Here is a 14,000-nt window from a genome sequence, read left to right as displayed (position 1 = left end):
GAGATTTCGATCTTCCCTCGTTCTATTCCGAAGCTAGTCCCTAAACACCTTTATTATCGTCTTCCCAGGACTCAATAACCACAAGCTCTGCATCCTTATAGAATTTTTCCAAGATTTGCCGAGCATTGTAGCCTTCTATAGCTAAACGCCCCACATTTGCTTGCAATAAATAATCCGCATTAAAAACCAACCCCTCAGGATTATCTAAAACGAGTCTCGATGTCCAATCTACAGCTTCTTCTACACCATAAAATTGCGATGTAACTCCAAATCCCCCGTAACAGTCATCCTGAGCATTCACATGCCAAAAGTTGTTCGAGTTACCTGCAAGGAGACGCTCATACAGAGCTGTCCTTTCTAAAATGACGCAAGCGGATAAAGCCTCTTTGTCCAATTCCTTCAAATACTTCACAGAAAGAATCGATTTCAGATAATCTTCTACAGCCAACTCATTCACGACAAATAGGCAATTACGCTCTGTTCTGTGAATGTAAACAGCGCCTTTATATTGAATACCATTAACGAACAGCGAGGCAGACCCATCAAGAGGTTCAATCTTTAAACACTCAACATTTGGATAGTTCTCTCCCCAACGAATTCCTCCATATAACGCGTGAGCAGCACAACGTTGTCCTTGAGAAGAAACTTGCAAAAGTTCACCGTCCCCAAATACAGAGAACGCGCCTTTAGCTTCCACCAAAGCTGTCGTACTTTCTTTGAGCAAAAGAACTCGGATTTTGGGTTCATTAAGAATAGATTGCGATAAAGCATCAGACACTTTAACGTCAGCATCCCCAACAACCCCTACTCCACAAAAAACTCCTAGCAGTACGAGTAGATTTAACTTTCTCACTTTATTCCTCTCCCCACCTGTCTTTTGGGTTCCTGTTCAGATGTTGATACGCCAACGGGGTTGCGACTCGTCCTCTAGCAGTTCGCTGAATCAATCCCTTTAAAATCAAAAAGGGCTCGTACATATCTTCCAGAGTTCTGACATCTTCTCCTACGGCCATTGCGAGCGTTTTCATGCCAACAGGACCGCCTTGATAAAAATCAATCATTACAGAGAGAAGCTTAATATCAATCTCATTCAACCCTAAGTTATCTATTAATAACATAGCTAAAGCTTTTTCTGCTACGACACTATTAATACAATTTCCCTCTCGCATTTGAGCAAAATCTCGAACCCATCGAAGCAGATTATTTGCTAAACGCGGGGTCCCCCTTGCTCTCTTAGCAATTTCCAATAGAGCTTCTTTATTCGCCTCTATATCGAGCAGTTGCGCAGAACGAGATAGAATGGAAACGAGCTCTTCATCATCATAGTAATCCACTCGTCCCGTAAAAGCAAAACGTGTGCGCAAAGGTTCACTTAACATTCCTGCGCGAGTCGTTGCTCCGACTAAGGTGAAAGGAGCCAAGTCCAGACGTACAGAACGAGCCCCCGGCCCAGAATCTAAAGTAATATCTACTTTAAAATCCTCCATAGCTGGATAGAGATACTCTTCAGCGGTTTTCCCCATGCGATGGATCTCATCAATAAAAAAGACATCCCCCTCTTGCAGCCCAGTCAATAATCCTATGAGATCCGCCGGTTTTAATAGCTGAGGACCTGAAGCAATCACCAGCCCTTTACCTATAGTATTTGCCATGATGTGCGCTAGAGAGGTCTTGCCTAAGCCTGGAGGTCCATAAAACAAACAGTGCCCCGGCACTTCTTCCCGCTGAACCGCAGCTCGAAGAAAAAGATCCAATCGCTCTTTTAACTGTATTTGCCCACAGAACTCTGTTAATTTTTTTGGTCTTAAAGAAAAGTCAAACTTTTTATCTTGATGTAAAACGGAAATTTTATGAGTCATATAAGTATTTGTAGCTGCGGTTATTGATTAATCAAAATCAAGAAACTTATTTTGACATCCTCTAATAAGCGAAGTCAAGGGATTCCCCTGACTGTTGATTTATTCCCGCCTTATATAAAAGACTATTTAAAGAAAAAAACCCTCTTCAATATGGCATTAAAACGTTGCGTCTTTTCATACAATTGCACATGCTGTAGTGTTGAGAGTTTCGGCTCTTGTTTTCTACAATCATTCTGAAAAATAGGCATAAAAAAAAATAATCGAGAAAAGTTATGGGGATTAAAGAAGATAACTGGATTCGCAAAATGGCTATCGAAGAAGGTATGATTGAACCTTTTGCTGATAGTCAAGTCAAAGTACATCCAGAAACTGGCGAAAAATTGATTAGTTATGGTTTATCCAGTTACGGATATGATTTGCGCATCTCTAGAGAATTCAAAGTTTTTACCAATATCTACAATTCCTTAGTCGATCCAAAATGTTTCACAGAAGATGCTCTCGTTTCTATTGTGGATGATGTTTGTGTTATTCCCCCCAACTCTTTTGCCTTAGCTCGTAGCGTGGAATATTTCCGCATCCCCCGAAACGTTCTTACCGTCTGTATTGGAAAATCGACATACGCTCGTTGCGGACTGATTGTCAATGTCACTCCCTTCGAACCTGAATGGGAAGGATATGTAACTATTGAAATTTCTAATACTACTCCGCTTCCAGCTAAAATTTATGCGAATGAAGGTATTGCCCAAGTTCTTTTCTTTGAAGGAGATTCTGCTTGCGACGTCTCTTATGCAGAACGTCAAGGAAAATATCAAAAACAACAGGGTATCACTATCCCCTTTGTGTAACTTCCCATTCCCTGGACTGATATGGCGAGTAAAAAACCGATTTTTGGGTTCAGGTATATTGAGGAACTAGTCATCCGTTCTTGGTGGCTTATTCTTTATCTTTTGGGCGGAGGTTTTGTATATGATAGAGCAATCTCTCAGTTACGCGCGCAAGAACTCCGCCTGCAACAGCGCGTTTTTCACTTAAAAACTCGTTTAGAAAAAGCCCAGAATAAACAACAAGCACTCAGCACCCACTTAGCTTTCTGGGATAATCCCCAAGTCATTGAGTTAGCTCTTATTCATAAATTAGGTCTGGTTCCCAAGGGGTATGAAAAAATATGCTTCCAGGATCAGCCTCAAGCGGAAAAAAATGATCACAAATAAAAAAGTTTTTCATGATCGCTTGACTTTTTATTACCTATTGATGCAGAATGTTGCTTTAATTGTTCCGGAGTAGCTCAGCGGTAGAGCAGTGGACTGTTAATCCATTGGTCGTTGGTTCGAACCCATCCTCCGGAGTCTTTTTTTTGTTAGCCTCAGGATTTCTGTTTGTTTTTAAGCATTTGGCAAAACGAACTCTGGGTCCTGTAGGAAATCTTTTTCAGATTCATCAGCGCCCCTTTGCAATAAACACCTATTTTTTTGATCTCGTGATATATTGAGCAACTTTTAACGGTAAATCTTACTCTTTCTATCTACAGACAAGATCATTTTCTCCAATGCGCTCTTTTAGAGGATCCGAGGACCTTATGTATCCCATAGAATGTCACTCCTTTTATTCATCCTTTAGATACATTCTTTCCTTAGCAGCAGAACAGCTAACAACCAAGGCTTTTATCATTTTTTCGGGAATGCTCTCTCTAATTATAGGGTTCATCACTGCATGCGGGTTCTTTTTCGCCGGCCCCCCCATTTTCATTGCCTCCGGGATTTGCTTCGCCTTACTGGTTTCTGTAATTAGTTTTCTTGGATGCCAAAAACTCGTTCCCTATGCAATACAGCAGCTCATTTCCTTCACAAAATCCATTCCTTCTCTCTCCGCTTCTCTTATCGATTTTTTAAAAACAGAATCGAAAAACATCTCAAGTTTACGCCCTGATCCCGGTTTAAAAGATTGCTTTAAAGGGGCAAATTCTAAATACAAAGAGTTTTTCTTTAAGCACCCAGAAACCCTCCTCTCTGGAGCCTTTACTGATTGGACTCCTCAAATCATCCCTTCGGATTCGCAACAGCCAGAAACCGTGGTCTTATCGCATCACTATTTACCCTTCTCGTTAACACTATCGACCTTGGATTTTGAAACCCTCCACACCTACCTCGTCAAATCCAATGAATTGACCTGTAAAGTAGGCTATGCTCACCAATTACCCCCAGCCAACCCCATTATGCGTGAAGCTACCAAGGGCGTGCTGCAACAACACTACAATACAGGAACAGAAACTTTCTTTATCCCTATTCAAGAGAATAGGCCTTTACAGCAGGAAGAGCTGTTTAAAACGCTTTTTATGCACTATGCACAGATCATAGAACATAACCTATCTAATAGCGTTTTGCTGCTAGAACCTCTTAAAACCCCAATACACACACCCAAAGCTCGAACATTAGAGTTATTGGCCCTGTTCTGCGCTTTAGAACAGCTGCGCTATGCAAAAGTTTCTGAGTGGAGAACAAAACAACTCGCTCCGATATTCCCTCTAGATTATGAAGATTTCTTTACTATTTTCATGAAAAAGCAGCTCTACACACTGCCAGGACACGTATCGAATATGCGGATTCTCTCTCCTGTAAGACCTATCAGTGAAACCGCGCTAACAACGATTATTTTATCTGGATTAGAGACAAAAGATACATTGGGATTGTTGGGACAAATTCAGCCATTCTTGTTCTCGGCAGAGAAAACTCACCCCCAAAGCTTCGAAACAATCTTAATGCAAAACGTGTTCAACGACATTGCTTAATAAACGCTGGATTAATGACTGCTTATATTCCTCGAGACTCTGGGAGTTATCCGCAATCAGCCTTCGAGCATGGACAACATTCTCTTCTTGTAGCGAGCAAAACTCTGGAATATATTCTATGTGAGGGCCGGAAAGAACCACCAAGCCTTTATCGAGACGACGAGAGATAATCGCTGCTGGGCACCCCGGAAGATCATGATAACGAGCCTCTACTCGTATTCCTGAGAAATCTTCAGCCCCCTCAAAATAACACCCTCCATTAAAGAGAGCGAAACTTCTTTCAGGGAAATCAGCAAAAATTAGCGGCGCAGCGAGGACTCCGGAGGAACTTGTGTAAGAGAATGCGCTCTCATAAGCTGGGCCATGAGCTGTGCCAGGAAAAAATCCTAAATCCCTTTTAGCTACAAATAAAGAACCGTTTGGTTCTAAAAAAGCAAAACGAGCACACCCAAAATACGCACCTGCACAAATTCCCAGGTAACATCCTCCCTCTCTTACGTAACTATCAATCCTGGCGGTTCCTAATCCATGCAATACATTATGATAAGGGACATCGGCACCACCCGGGATCACCAAAAGCTGAGTGGTCTCCTCCCAAAAGGGCTCGTGAATGAGAAAATGCCCATTCACACGACACACCTCCATCTTGAAAGGCTCCGCAACTAGCTTCAGCCAACGAACTGTATGACGTAAATAGTAAGGAGAGACTCCCTTATCCGCATAAACTAAAATACGTTTCATATCCAAGCCCTCTGAAAACGCTTTCCACATTGTAACAGAAAACATTCTTTAAGCACTTATCCAATAGTAGATCTTTAACTGTTAAATAAAAGGGCTTTTTAAAATCTTTACTTAAAACGGTAAATAGCCTCGCCCCACACTGTTTACCAAAAATCTTTATAAGAATATAATCGTTCTGTAATAGTCCTTTTTGGACTGTGAGCTCCTTTAAAAAGGGAGAAAAAAGAAAAGAGAGGCATTCTACCGGCTCTTTTTGTCTTTATCTGACCTTCGTCCTCACAAGTCCTCTGTTTTTGTAACGCCTTAGTAACACAACTTTTAAGTAGGAGAGCCGATAAAGTATGATGTCCTCCCCTAATCCAATGACAAGCTCTCGTAACACGCCCTTAGGTATCTTCTATAGCCTATTAGCTTGTTTCTATTGGGGCATTGTTTTTGTGATTCCTAGTATGCTAGGAAATTTCCCAGACTTGGATATTGTACTCACCCGCTATTCCGTTTTTGGAATCTGTTCGCTCATTACTATTTGTTATAGGCGTTCGAACATTTTCAAAACCGTTCCTTTTTCCCTTTGGAAAACAAGCACTTTATGGGCGTTTCTTATCAATATCGTGTATTATTTTGGCATTGCACAAGCTGTCCGTTATTCGGGATCCGCGGTGACAGTGATTATTGCTGGATTAGCTCCCATTGCTATCCTTTTTTATTCTAATCTTAAAAAAAAGGTTCTTTCTTACCCCTTTCTTTTAAGCATGAGCGGTATTATTGTGATCGGGATTATTCTGTCGAATATCTCTGAATTCCAATCGGACTCTAGTTCCTCCCTTCTTCTCTACCTTTTTGGACTAGGATGTGTAACAGTAGCAACCAGCATTTGGGCCGGATACATCATCTGTAATCATGATTTCTTGGAAAGACATCCTCAGATCTCTCCAGATACTTGGTGTCATATGCTAGGGATTAGCTCTCTTATTATTTGCCTCCCCTTGATTATTTTAGGTGATTGCTCTGGGGTTACTCATGTTGCTCAAGATTTTCTATTTCACACCCCTCTTTCTGAAAGATTCTTGTTTATTCTTCTTTGCTCCGCCATGGGGATTTTTTCATCCTCTCGAGCCATCGCAGCCTGGAACAAAGCCTCCCTCCATCTGTCTACAGCTCTTTTAGGAGCGCTGCTTATCTTTGAACCAATCTTTGGCTGGATCCTTTCTTATGTGTACAAACAGGAAATACCGTCTTTTCAAGAGGGCCTAGGATTCTCTTTAATGCTGGGAGCAAGCATTTGTCTTCTTCTTGCTCAGAAAAAAGCTAATGAGCGCGAAATTGCTGCGGAAACTGTTGTAAGTTCAGAGATCGATCCCAACTAACCTCTATCCTTTCCCCTTTTCTTTCTTTTTTGGAGGCCTCTACTTTTCCCCCACCAATCGTCTAAAAGACTAAGAAACATTCCGCAAAAGTTTCATTTTTCCATAGACTTCTTTTGTTAGTTAAATATAAAAAATACCGATCAGAGTCTTATTAGAATCTATAATGCTGTCCGACACCGACTTAAGCCTTTCTAAAATTCAAGCACTTCCAAGAGAGTTAAAAAGATATGGGTTGTGAAGAAAAACTTTCCGGTATTTTGGAGCTCATCCTGCCAGAAGATCCCCTATCCGATCAAATAGCATATGCTTTTCTAAGGGTCCCTTATAAAAATTCACTCGTTACCATTTGTGGAAATCACTCCCTTTCTCTCTTTAAAATCGGCTCTTCTGTTGATTTAACTGGTCACTGGAGCGTAGATGCTAGCGGAGCTTTAGTATTTCGCTTTACTGCTGCTACAACGTACAATCCTGCTTCAGCAATTATGGCTTATCTTACCGCGCAAATTAAAGGCGTTGGACCCAAACTTGCTCAAAAAATTGTCTCGACTTTTGGGGAAGAAACGCTCTTTGTACTAGATTCCAGTCCTTCTAAACTTGTAGAAGTGGATGGAATCTCCCCTACCCGATGTGAGGATTTTTCCAGACAACTCCAAGAACAAAAAGACCTGCGCAATGCTCTCTTATTTCTGCAACGGCATGGAATTGCTATTCACTATGGCTTACGCTTGTACAAAAAATACCAAAACCAAACTATTGATAAAGTCTGTCAAGATCCTTTTCTTCTTGCCAAAGAAATGTACGGCGTAGGGTTTAAAACTGCCGATCTTATTGCAACATGTCTAGGAGTACCTTTAAATTCCCCAAATCGTATCGTTGCTGGAATTCAGTACTCTTTGGATGAGCTACAAGAGGAGGGTCACACCTGCTATCCTCTTAATGAGTTTATTGTTCTTGTTGAAAAATTGTTGAATGAAGATACCCCTGAAAAAATTGTTCGTAAGGAGGAAATCCGCACACAAATTCATTTCCTTGCCCGCCAAAAAGCTGTTTATGTCAAAGAACTGGAGCAAGATTCCTATATTTGGTCCCGGCAACTTTTTCTTGCCGAACAGCAAATCGCTATAGACATCCGGAGACTTTTGTTTTCCTCGAAACGCATACGATCGATCAATACCCAAGAGGCCATTCTTGAAGTAGAAAATCTTTTAGATTTGAAGCTAGAAGAGAAACAAAAAGAAGCTCTCCACGCTAGTTCTTCCCAAAAAATTCACATTATATCCGGAGGGCCGGGAACAGGGAAAAGTACCATTACTCGGGCAATCCTCTCCATTTTTGAAAAGATCTCTTCTCCTAAAAAGATTATCCTAGCAGCTCCCACCGGGAAAGCTGCGAAGCGTATGACGGAAATCACGGGAAAACGTACTCAAACCATCCACTCTCTTCTCCAATATGATTTTAAGACTTTATCTTTTCGTAAAAATCATGCAGACCCAATTGATTGCGATCTCGTGATCGTTGATGAGTCAGGAATGATTGATACTATTCTCCTTCAAAGATTTCTTGCCGCACTACCCGATCACGCTATTCTTATTCTTATTGGAGATGTGCACCAGCTTCCGAGTGTAGGCCCCGGCAATGTCCTGAAAGACCTGATTCTTTCTCACCATATTGAAGTGACCTACCTGACCAAAATCTTCCGTCAGTTGCAAAACTCGAACATCATTACCAATGCGCATAAAGTCAATCAAGGAGAATTCCCAATTCTTAATAGCTCTTGCGGGAAAAAAGATTTTTTATTTTTTCAAAAGGAGGACCCAGAAGACGCTATCAAGCACATCATTCATCTTGTTTCTGATTTTGTTCCGAAGAAATTTGGTATCTTTACAAAAGACATTCAGGTTTTAGCCCCCATGAAAAAGGGTGTATTAGGCATACGGAATCTAAATAGGGAATTAAAAGCTGCTCTCAACCCGAACAAACCCTTTATTCAAGGGAAATTTCATTCTTTTTCTACGGGAGATCGCGTGATGCAAACACGCAATAACTATAATAAAGAGGTTTTTAATGGCGATATCGGATACATCGCCTCTATAGATCTTTCTAAAAAAAGCTTAGTAGCCTGTGTTGACGGTCGCTATATTGGTTATTCACAGACAGAACTGAATGACCTAACACCGGCCTATGCGACTTCCATACATAAATACCAAGGAAGTGAGACCGCGTGCATCATTGTCCCTATTCACACTTCACATTACGTTATGCTGTATAGAAATCTTCTGTATACAGCAATCACTAGAGGAAAAAAACTGGTTATTCTCGTCGGGACAAAGAAAGCTGTTGCTATTGCTGTCCGCAATGATAAAGTACAGCATCGGTGCACTGGGCTACAACAAGCTATGCATGCTCTTCTCAGCAAGCCTCAGCCTTTCTCGTCCTATACGATTGGTTGCCCATCTCTGAGTCCCCTAAAAGAAGGACTCTAATAAATAGAATCCTTCTTCCTAAAAAAATCTGACTCAAACTACTCGACTATAGTGAATAACAGCTCTGGTTCTTTCAATGAGAAAGTTTCTTTGGAGTAATCGAAAAAAGCCTCTGTCCAAAGCGACTGCAGCCTATCTGGATCCTGAGAAGTTAAATCCAAAGAACGCGGGGAGATCATTTCCCATATTTTCAAAGCTGTTTCTGGCATAATAGGATAGGAAATAAGAGCCAGCAATTTTTGACAGTAACAAGCACAAAATAGAATCGCTTGTACTCGATTCCTATTCCCTTCTTTAGCAAGTTTCCAGGGAGCTTGATCATTAAAATACCCGTTCCCTAAAGCAGCCAACTCCATAAGCGTTGAGCTTGCTTTCCGCAAACTGTATTGTTGGTAGTGATTAGCAGCCTCTTTAACAAGAGCTTGCGCTTCAGCTATAAATTCCAAATCTTTTTGTTCTAGCTGAGGATTCGAAAGTTCTGTGCAGTCATTTTTCACCGCAAAAGCAAGAACACGATTCACAAAATTTCCGAATTTTCCTACGAGCTCAGAGTTGCATCGCGTTTTAAATTCCTGGAAAGAAAACTCGCTATCCGAGGTTTCTGGAGCAATAGCGGCTAATACATAACGCAATTTATCCAAAGAATACGTTTCTAAAAACGCATCCATATCTATAAAATTGCCTTCGGATTTACTAAATTGGAACCCTTCCAAAAGCAAAAACTCGGAAGTCACTAAAGCATCGACCTTCTTATAAGGAATCGTCTGGCCCATTTCCATAGCCGGGAAAATCACTGCATGAAAAGAGGTATTATCTTTACCGATGAACTGAGTATAGGTCACTTGATCATCCAGCCAAAACTTTTTCCAAGCTTCAGGATCTCCAATAGATGCCGCCCAATCCATAGTTCCACTAATGTAGCCGATTGGAGCATCAAACCACACATAAAATACTTTATTCTCTAAACCTGGAACAGGGATTCCCCAAGACAAATCCCTAGTCACAGCCCGAGGACGTAAATTTTTAATGTAATCTACGACAAAATTACGCATATGAGGACGTAGATATATGTTCTCTACGAAGGCCAGTAATTCTTCCTTCATTCGTTCTAGATGTAAATAAGCGTGTTCTGTCTTTCGTAAAGTCAAAGCCCCACCAGTTAATTTAGAACGTGGGTCTTTCAAATCTTTAGCCTCGTAATCAGCACCACACTGCTGGCATTCGTCTCCTCTAGCTCGATCAAAACCACACTTGGGACAAGTTCCTACAACATAACGGTCAGCCAGAAACTTTTCTTCTTCCTCGGAATAAAGCTGCTCTGTTATCTGATTTCCTATCACTCCCTTTTCCTGCAGATTTCGATAAAAATCTTGCACGATAGCAGGGTGATAGGAATTGGTGGTTCTGGAAAAAAAATCTACAGAAATTCCGAGTTTATTAAAGGTATCTTTATGAAGTTTGTGATACATATCGACATACTCCTGATACCCCATGCCCGCTAATTCTGCATTCAAAGTAATGGCAATCCCGTATTCATCGGAACCGCAGATGTATAGCACTTCTTTTCCTAACAATCTTTGAAAACGAGCATAAACGTCTGCAGGCAAATAAGCGCCTGTAATATGTCCAAAATGGAGAGGGCCATTTGCATAGGGTAAAGCAGAAGTTATAAGAATACGGGACGGTTCCACTATTTCACATCACTCCAGTTGTACAGAGAAGGATCTTTTCTTCTGGAAATTCCAACACCTTGTTCTTTTCGTCTTTCGCCTGCTGCAGACAAGTTTCTTTCTCGATCATCCTTTTCCGCATATTCTGACTGAATTCCATAAAGATCCAGAAAGTTTAGCGCCTCTATCGCTACGTTGGAAGAACGTACATCACCTTTAGCAATTTTGTTTTTAGCTTGTTTAATTACATAATTAACCAAACTAAATGGGCTATCGAATAGCTTATTTAGTTTCTCATTGGTTAAACGCTCTTTTCTAGCCATGACTTATCCTATGTTCTTCAGCTATAAAAATACTTCTTAAAACTTGATATGCAGTGGTTAAATCATCATTAACAACGACGTAATCGAACTGGTTTACGGCAGCGATTTCTACAGCGCTATGCTCCAATCGCTCTTTTTTTTGGAGCTCTTCTTCCGAGTCTCTTGTATTTAAACGTCTTTCGAGTTCTTCTTGAGAAGGAGCCTGAATGAAAATAGCTACTGTGGGCATTTGCTTTTTCAAAGCTAAAGCGCCCTGTACATCAATCACCGCTATACAATGCTTCCCCTTTTGAAGAATGTTAGAAATCTCCGCTTTACTAGTTCCATAATAGGTCCCAAATAAAAAGACCCATTCTAGAAACCCATCGTTATCTAAAATTTCTCTAAACTCGTCTTCAGACATAAATACATAGTCCACACCATGCACTTCTCCTGGACGGGGAGAACGCGTAGTTGAAGACAATGTTTTTTCAAACGTAGAAGGAAATTCTCTTTTCAGCATATGAACCAGAGTGGTCTTCCCAGCTCCAGCAGGAGCGCTGATAGTAAAAAGTTTAGGAAGACATTGAACCCCGTCTTGAGAAAAAGGGGAAACAACTTTCACTGACATATTCCCTCTCGAATAGCTTCCTTTACAGGAGAGAAACTTTTTCTATGATGTATACAGGGGCCAAACTGCTTTAAAGCTTGTAAATGCGCTGCCGTCCCGTATCCCTTATGCTTATCGAATCCATATTCGGGGAACTCCGAATGAAGCTTCCGCATCAATTCGTCACGATACTCCTTAGCTAAGATAGATGCCGCAGCTATCGACACGGAGCGCGCATCTCCTTTTATAATTTTAAGACAGGAGATCTCATGAGGCAAAAACAACCCATCAACCAATAAAAAATCCGGGGTATTCTGCAATGAAGCTATGGCTTGAGTCATAGCTTCCTTTGTGGCCTCTAGAATATTGATTTCATCTATCCGCTCAACAGAGACAACACCGATTCCGCAGACGACTTCAGGATCCTCTAACAACAGCTCGTATAAATAGCGTCTCTGCTTAGGGGTTAATTTCTTGCTATCATCAATACCTAAAAAAACCTTTCCTTTAGGTAAGATACAAGCTCCAGCAACGACAGGGCCCGCAAGGGGGCCTCTTCCAGCCTCATCCACGCCAGCAATTTGTGAGTATCCTTGCTTAATAGCCTGATTCTCAAAAATGCTTTTTTTTTCAAAAAGCAATGTCTGCTCAACGATCGATTTCATACACCAACAATCTCTTAACGTTGAGAATAGCAAAAAGAGGTTTATGCCGCCCTTCTGCTTTTACTACTTCTTAGCAGCCTTAGCACCAATAAGCTCTTTAACTTTAGCAGCTTTACCAGTTTTCCCTCTTAAATAGAAAAGACGTGCTCGCGATACTTTTCCGCGCTTAACCACCTCAATACTTACTACTTTGGGGCTATTAAGCAAGAAGCTTTTTTCCATCCCTTCGCCATAAGCGACTCTATGAAGAGAAACAGTTTCTCCTGCACCACCGCCTTTACGAGCCATTACCGTTCCTTGGAACACCTGAACTCGTTCTTTGCCTCCTTCCGAAATGTTTGTTGCTACACGAATCGTGTCACCAACACAGAAATCAACGAGGTCAGCTCTACACTGCTCGTCTTGCAATTCTTTGATTAAGTTCCCCATTGTATTTCACCTAAAAACATTCTTTTTTCTTTATTTTTGTACGCAAGAGATAACCCAAATATGGCCATCTAAGTCAAAAACCTGCCTTAGAAGAAGATTTCCTGCCCCGCTTTCACCGAGTCGCCCACCCAGCATTTCCCACCTTTTTAAAAAGCGAGCAACAGCCTCTTCTGTTTCCAACTCTAAAAATACTTTGGTCGCGCCCCTTCTTTCATTTGTCTGCTGCAGATACAAACTGGTCTTTCCCAATACAGGCAAGCGATCGCCGTCTCCTAGTTCTTGCCCAAACACCCGAGAGTAAAATCTCCTAGCCTTTCGAAGATCCTGCACCTCTAGAATGATGGAAAAAGCCTGCAGAGCCCCTTCTTTTATCTCAGACTGTCCTTCGCGAACCTGCAAATCATTGCTATTCCCGTAAAAGTACTGCAAATACAGGTCTGGTCGACGCTCTTTCGTTCTCTCTAAACTGACCTGTCTTCTCCAGTCTGCAATTTTTTGATGGTCTCCGCAAAGAAGAACTTCAGGAACCTGTGCACCTTCAAAAACCCGCGGACGCGTGTAGTGAGGCCCTTTTAGCAATCCATCTTCAAGCGAATCACATTCCGCACTTTCCTGGTTTCCCAAAACTCCTGGGATGAAACGAGAGAGAGCATCTAGGAGCACCAAAGCTGCCGCACAGCCATTGGTAAGAACGTAATCACCAATGCTGATCTCTTCATCTACTTCAGCAGCTAAAGCTCGCTCGTCAATCCCTTCATAATGCCCACACAACAAAATCAAATGGGAGCACTGAGAGAGTTCTCGACACTTCTTTGCGGAAAGAAGCTGTCCTTGCGGAGAGAGATATACAACTCTGGTCCCCTCTTTCTTTATGTTCCTGATAGCCTGCACAACAGGTTCGGCCATCAAAAGCATTCCCTCTCCTCCATAAGGAGCATCATCTACTTGCTTCCACTTCCCTAACCCGAACTCTCGAATATCACGTGAGCGAACAGATAAAACGCCCTGTTTAATAGCTCGGCCCAAAATAGTTGCTTGCAGTGGACTAGCAAAATAGTCTGGGAACAAAGAAAGAATATCTATCTCCAT

General features: G+C 41.5%; 14 protein-coding genes and 1 tRNA gene. 6 read left to right on the top strand and 9 right to left on the bottom strand.

The window, feature by feature from the left end; translation table 11 throughout:
• Window positions 1-40 precede the first annotated feature (40 nt).
• On the bottom strand, window positions 41-853 hold the full coding sequence (locus tag B6E89_RS00215; RefSeq protein ID WP_035405520.1) for a SpoIID/LytB domain-containing protein: 813 nt from the start codon (window positions 851-853) through the stop codon (window positions 41-43).
• Between the two features lies 1 nt (window position 854).
• Window positions 855-1,859 (bottom strand): Holliday junction branch migration DNA helicase RuvB, encoded by a 1,005-nt coding sequence (gene ruvB / locus B6E89_RS00210; RefSeq protein WP_080121081.1) that lies wholly within the window; start codon window positions 1,857-1,859, stop codon window positions 855-857.
• Window positions 1,860-2,131: 272 nt separating this feature from the next.
• On the opposite strand from ruvB, the gene dcd reads away from it, so the two are divergent.
• The 4 genes from dcd (at window position 2,132) to B6E89_RS00190 (ending at window position 4,644) form a co-directional block, all read left to right on the top strand.
• Complete coding sequence (dcd, locus tag B6E89_RS00205) at window positions 2,132-2,704, top strand: dCTP deaminase (protein WP_080122859.1); 573 nt, start codon at window positions 2,132-2,134, stop codon at window positions 2,702-2,704.
• Between the two features lie 21 nt (window positions 2,705-2,725).
• A complete protein-coding gene (locus tag B6E89_RS00200; protein WP_035405514.1) occupies window positions 2,726-3,070 on the top strand; it encodes a hypothetical protein in 345 nt (114 codons plus the stop codon).
• 63 nt (window positions 3,071-3,133) lie between these two features.
• Window positions 3,134-3,205, top strand: a tRNA-Asn gene (locus tag B6E89_RS00195).
• A 230-nt stretch (window positions 3,206-3,435) separates the two neighbouring features.
• Entirely contained in the window at window positions 3,436-4,644 is a 1,209-nt protein-coding gene (locus B6E89_RS00190) for a hypothetical protein (RefSeq protein ID WP_080123465.1), read from the top strand.
• Here the strand turns inward: B6E89_RS00190 and B6E89_RS00185 are convergent.
• Window positions 4,612-5,385 carry a BPL-N domain-containing protein gene (locus tag B6E89_RS00185; RefSeq protein ID WP_080127017.1) on the bottom strand — a complete coding sequence of 258 codons (774 nt, stop codon included), beginning with the start codon at window positions 5,383-5,385 and terminating at the stop codon, window positions 4,612-4,614. The genes B6E89_RS00190 and B6E89_RS00185 overlap by 33 nt on opposite strands.
• A 341-nt stretch (window positions 5,386-5,726) precedes the next feature.
• Between B6E89_RS00185 and B6E89_RS00180 the strand changes: the two genes are divergently transcribed.
• Both B6E89_RS00180 and recD2 read left to right on the top strand, forming a co-directional pair.
• The gene (locus B6E89_RS00180) at window positions 5,727-6,752 is read left to right on the top strand and encodes a DMT family transporter (RefSeq protein ID WP_099156059.1); all 1,026 of its coding nucleotides are present in this window, start codon (window positions 5,727-5,729) and stop codon (window positions 6,750-6,752) included.
• 227 nt (window positions 6,753-6,979) lie between these two features.
• Window positions 6,980-9,235 (top strand): SF1B family DNA helicase RecD2, encoded by a 2,256-nt coding sequence (recD2, locus tag B6E89_RS00175; protein ID WP_035405507.1) that lies wholly within the window; start codon window positions 6,980-6,982, stop codon window positions 9,233-9,235.
• Between the two features lie 38 nt (window positions 9,236-9,273).
• Here recD2 and metG read toward each other — a convergent pair whose 3' ends face one another.
• The 6 genes from metG to trmD form a co-directional block, all read right to left on the bottom strand.
• Window positions 9,274-10,926: a methionine--tRNA ligase gene (metG, locus tag B6E89_RS00170; RefSeq protein ID WP_080132805.1), complete on the bottom strand. Its 1,653-nt coding sequence runs from the start codon at window positions 10,924-10,926 to the stop codon at window positions 9,274-9,276.
• Complete coding sequence (locus B6E89_RS00165; protein WP_035405502.1) at window positions 10,926-11,228, bottom strand: hypothetical protein; 303 nt, start codon at window positions 11,226-11,228, stop codon at window positions 10,926-10,928. Before B6E89_RS00165 ends, metG begins: the two co-directional genes overlap by 1 nt.
• Window positions 11,221-11,838: a guanylate kinase gene (gene gmk, locus B6E89_RS00160; RefSeq protein ID WP_080122855.1), complete on the bottom strand. Its 618-nt coding sequence runs from the start codon at window positions 11,836-11,838 to the stop codon at window positions 11,221-11,223. The genes B6E89_RS00165 and gmk overlap by 8 nt, the downstream gene beginning before the upstream one ends.
• A complete protein-coding gene (locus B6E89_RS00155; RefSeq protein WP_080121074.1) occupies window positions 11,829-12,482 on the bottom strand; it encodes a ribonuclease HII in 654 nt (217 codons plus the stop codon). Before B6E89_RS00155 ends, gmk begins: the two co-directional genes overlap by 10 nt.
• Window positions 12,483-12,545: 63 nt before the next feature.
• Window positions 12,546-12,911 (bottom strand): 50S ribosomal protein L19, encoded by a 366-nt coding sequence (gene rplS, locus B6E89_RS00150; RefSeq protein WP_035405496.1) that lies wholly within the window; start codon window positions 12,909-12,911, stop codon window positions 12,546-12,548.
• A gap of 30 nt (window positions 12,912-12,941) precedes the next feature.
• Window positions 12,942-14,000 (bottom strand): tRNA (guanosine(37)-N1)-methyltransferase TrmD, encoded by a 1,059-nt coding sequence (trmD, locus tag B6E89_RS00145; protein ID WP_080121072.1) that lies wholly within the window; start codon window positions 13,998-14,000, stop codon window positions 12,942-12,944.

The organism is Chlamydia suis (genome assembly GCF_900169085.1).
GTDB lineage: Bacteria > Chlamydiota > Chlamydiia > Chlamydiales > Chlamydiaceae > Chlamydia > Chlamydia suis.
The sequence above is the reverse complement of the archived record's forward strand: the minus strand, read 5'-3'. Positions and strand labels throughout refer to the sequence as shown.

Bases quoted from the DNA above. Each gene is read 5' to 3' on its own strand.
- dcd (WP_080122859.1), top strand. From the start codon at position 2,132: ATGGGGATTAAAGAAGATAACTGGATTCGCAAAATGGCTATCGAAGAA.
- B6E89_RS00200 (WP_035405514.1), top strand. From the start codon at position 2,726: ATGGCGAGTAAAAAACCGATTTTTGGGTTCAGGTATATTGAGGAACTA.
- recD2 (WP_035405507.1), top strand. From the start codon at position 6,980: ATGGGTTGTGAAGAAAAACTTTCCGGTATTTTGGAGCTCATCCTGCCA.
- rplS (WP_035405496.1), bottom strand. From the start codon at position 12,911: ATGGGGAACTTAATCAAAGAATTGCAAGACGAGCAGTGTAGAGCTGAC.
- B6E89_RS00185 (WP_080127017.1), bottom strand. From the start codon at position 5,385: ATGAAACGTATTTTAGTTTATGCGGATAAGGGAGTCTCTCCTTACTAT.
- B6E89_RS00155 (WP_080121074.1), bottom strand. From the start codon at position 12,482: ATGAAATCGATCGTTGAGCAGACATTGCTTTTTGAAAAAAAAAGCATT.
- B6E89_RS00180 (WP_099156059.1), top strand. From the start codon at position 5,727: ATGATGTCCTCCCCTAATCCAATGACAAGCTCTCGTAACACGCCCTTA.
- trmD (WP_080121072.1), bottom strand. From the start codon at position 14,000: ATGGAGATAGATATTCTTTCTTTGTTCCCAGACTATTTTGCTAGTCCA.
- gmk (WP_080122855.1), bottom strand. From the start codon at position 11,838: ATGTCAGTGAAAGTTGTTTCCCCTTTTTCTCAAGACGGGGTTCAATGT.
- ruvB (WP_080121081.1), bottom strand. From the start codon at position 1,859: ATGACTCATAAAATTTCCGTTTTACATCAAGATAAAAAGTTTGACTTT.
- B6E89_RS00190 (WP_080123465.1), top strand. From the start codon at position 3,436: ATGTATCCCATAGAATGTCACTCCTTTTATTCATCCTTTAGATACATT.
- B6E89_RS00165 (WP_035405502.1), bottom strand. From the start codon at position 11,228: ATGGCTAGAAAAGAGCGTTTAACCAATGAGAAACTAAATAAGCTATTC.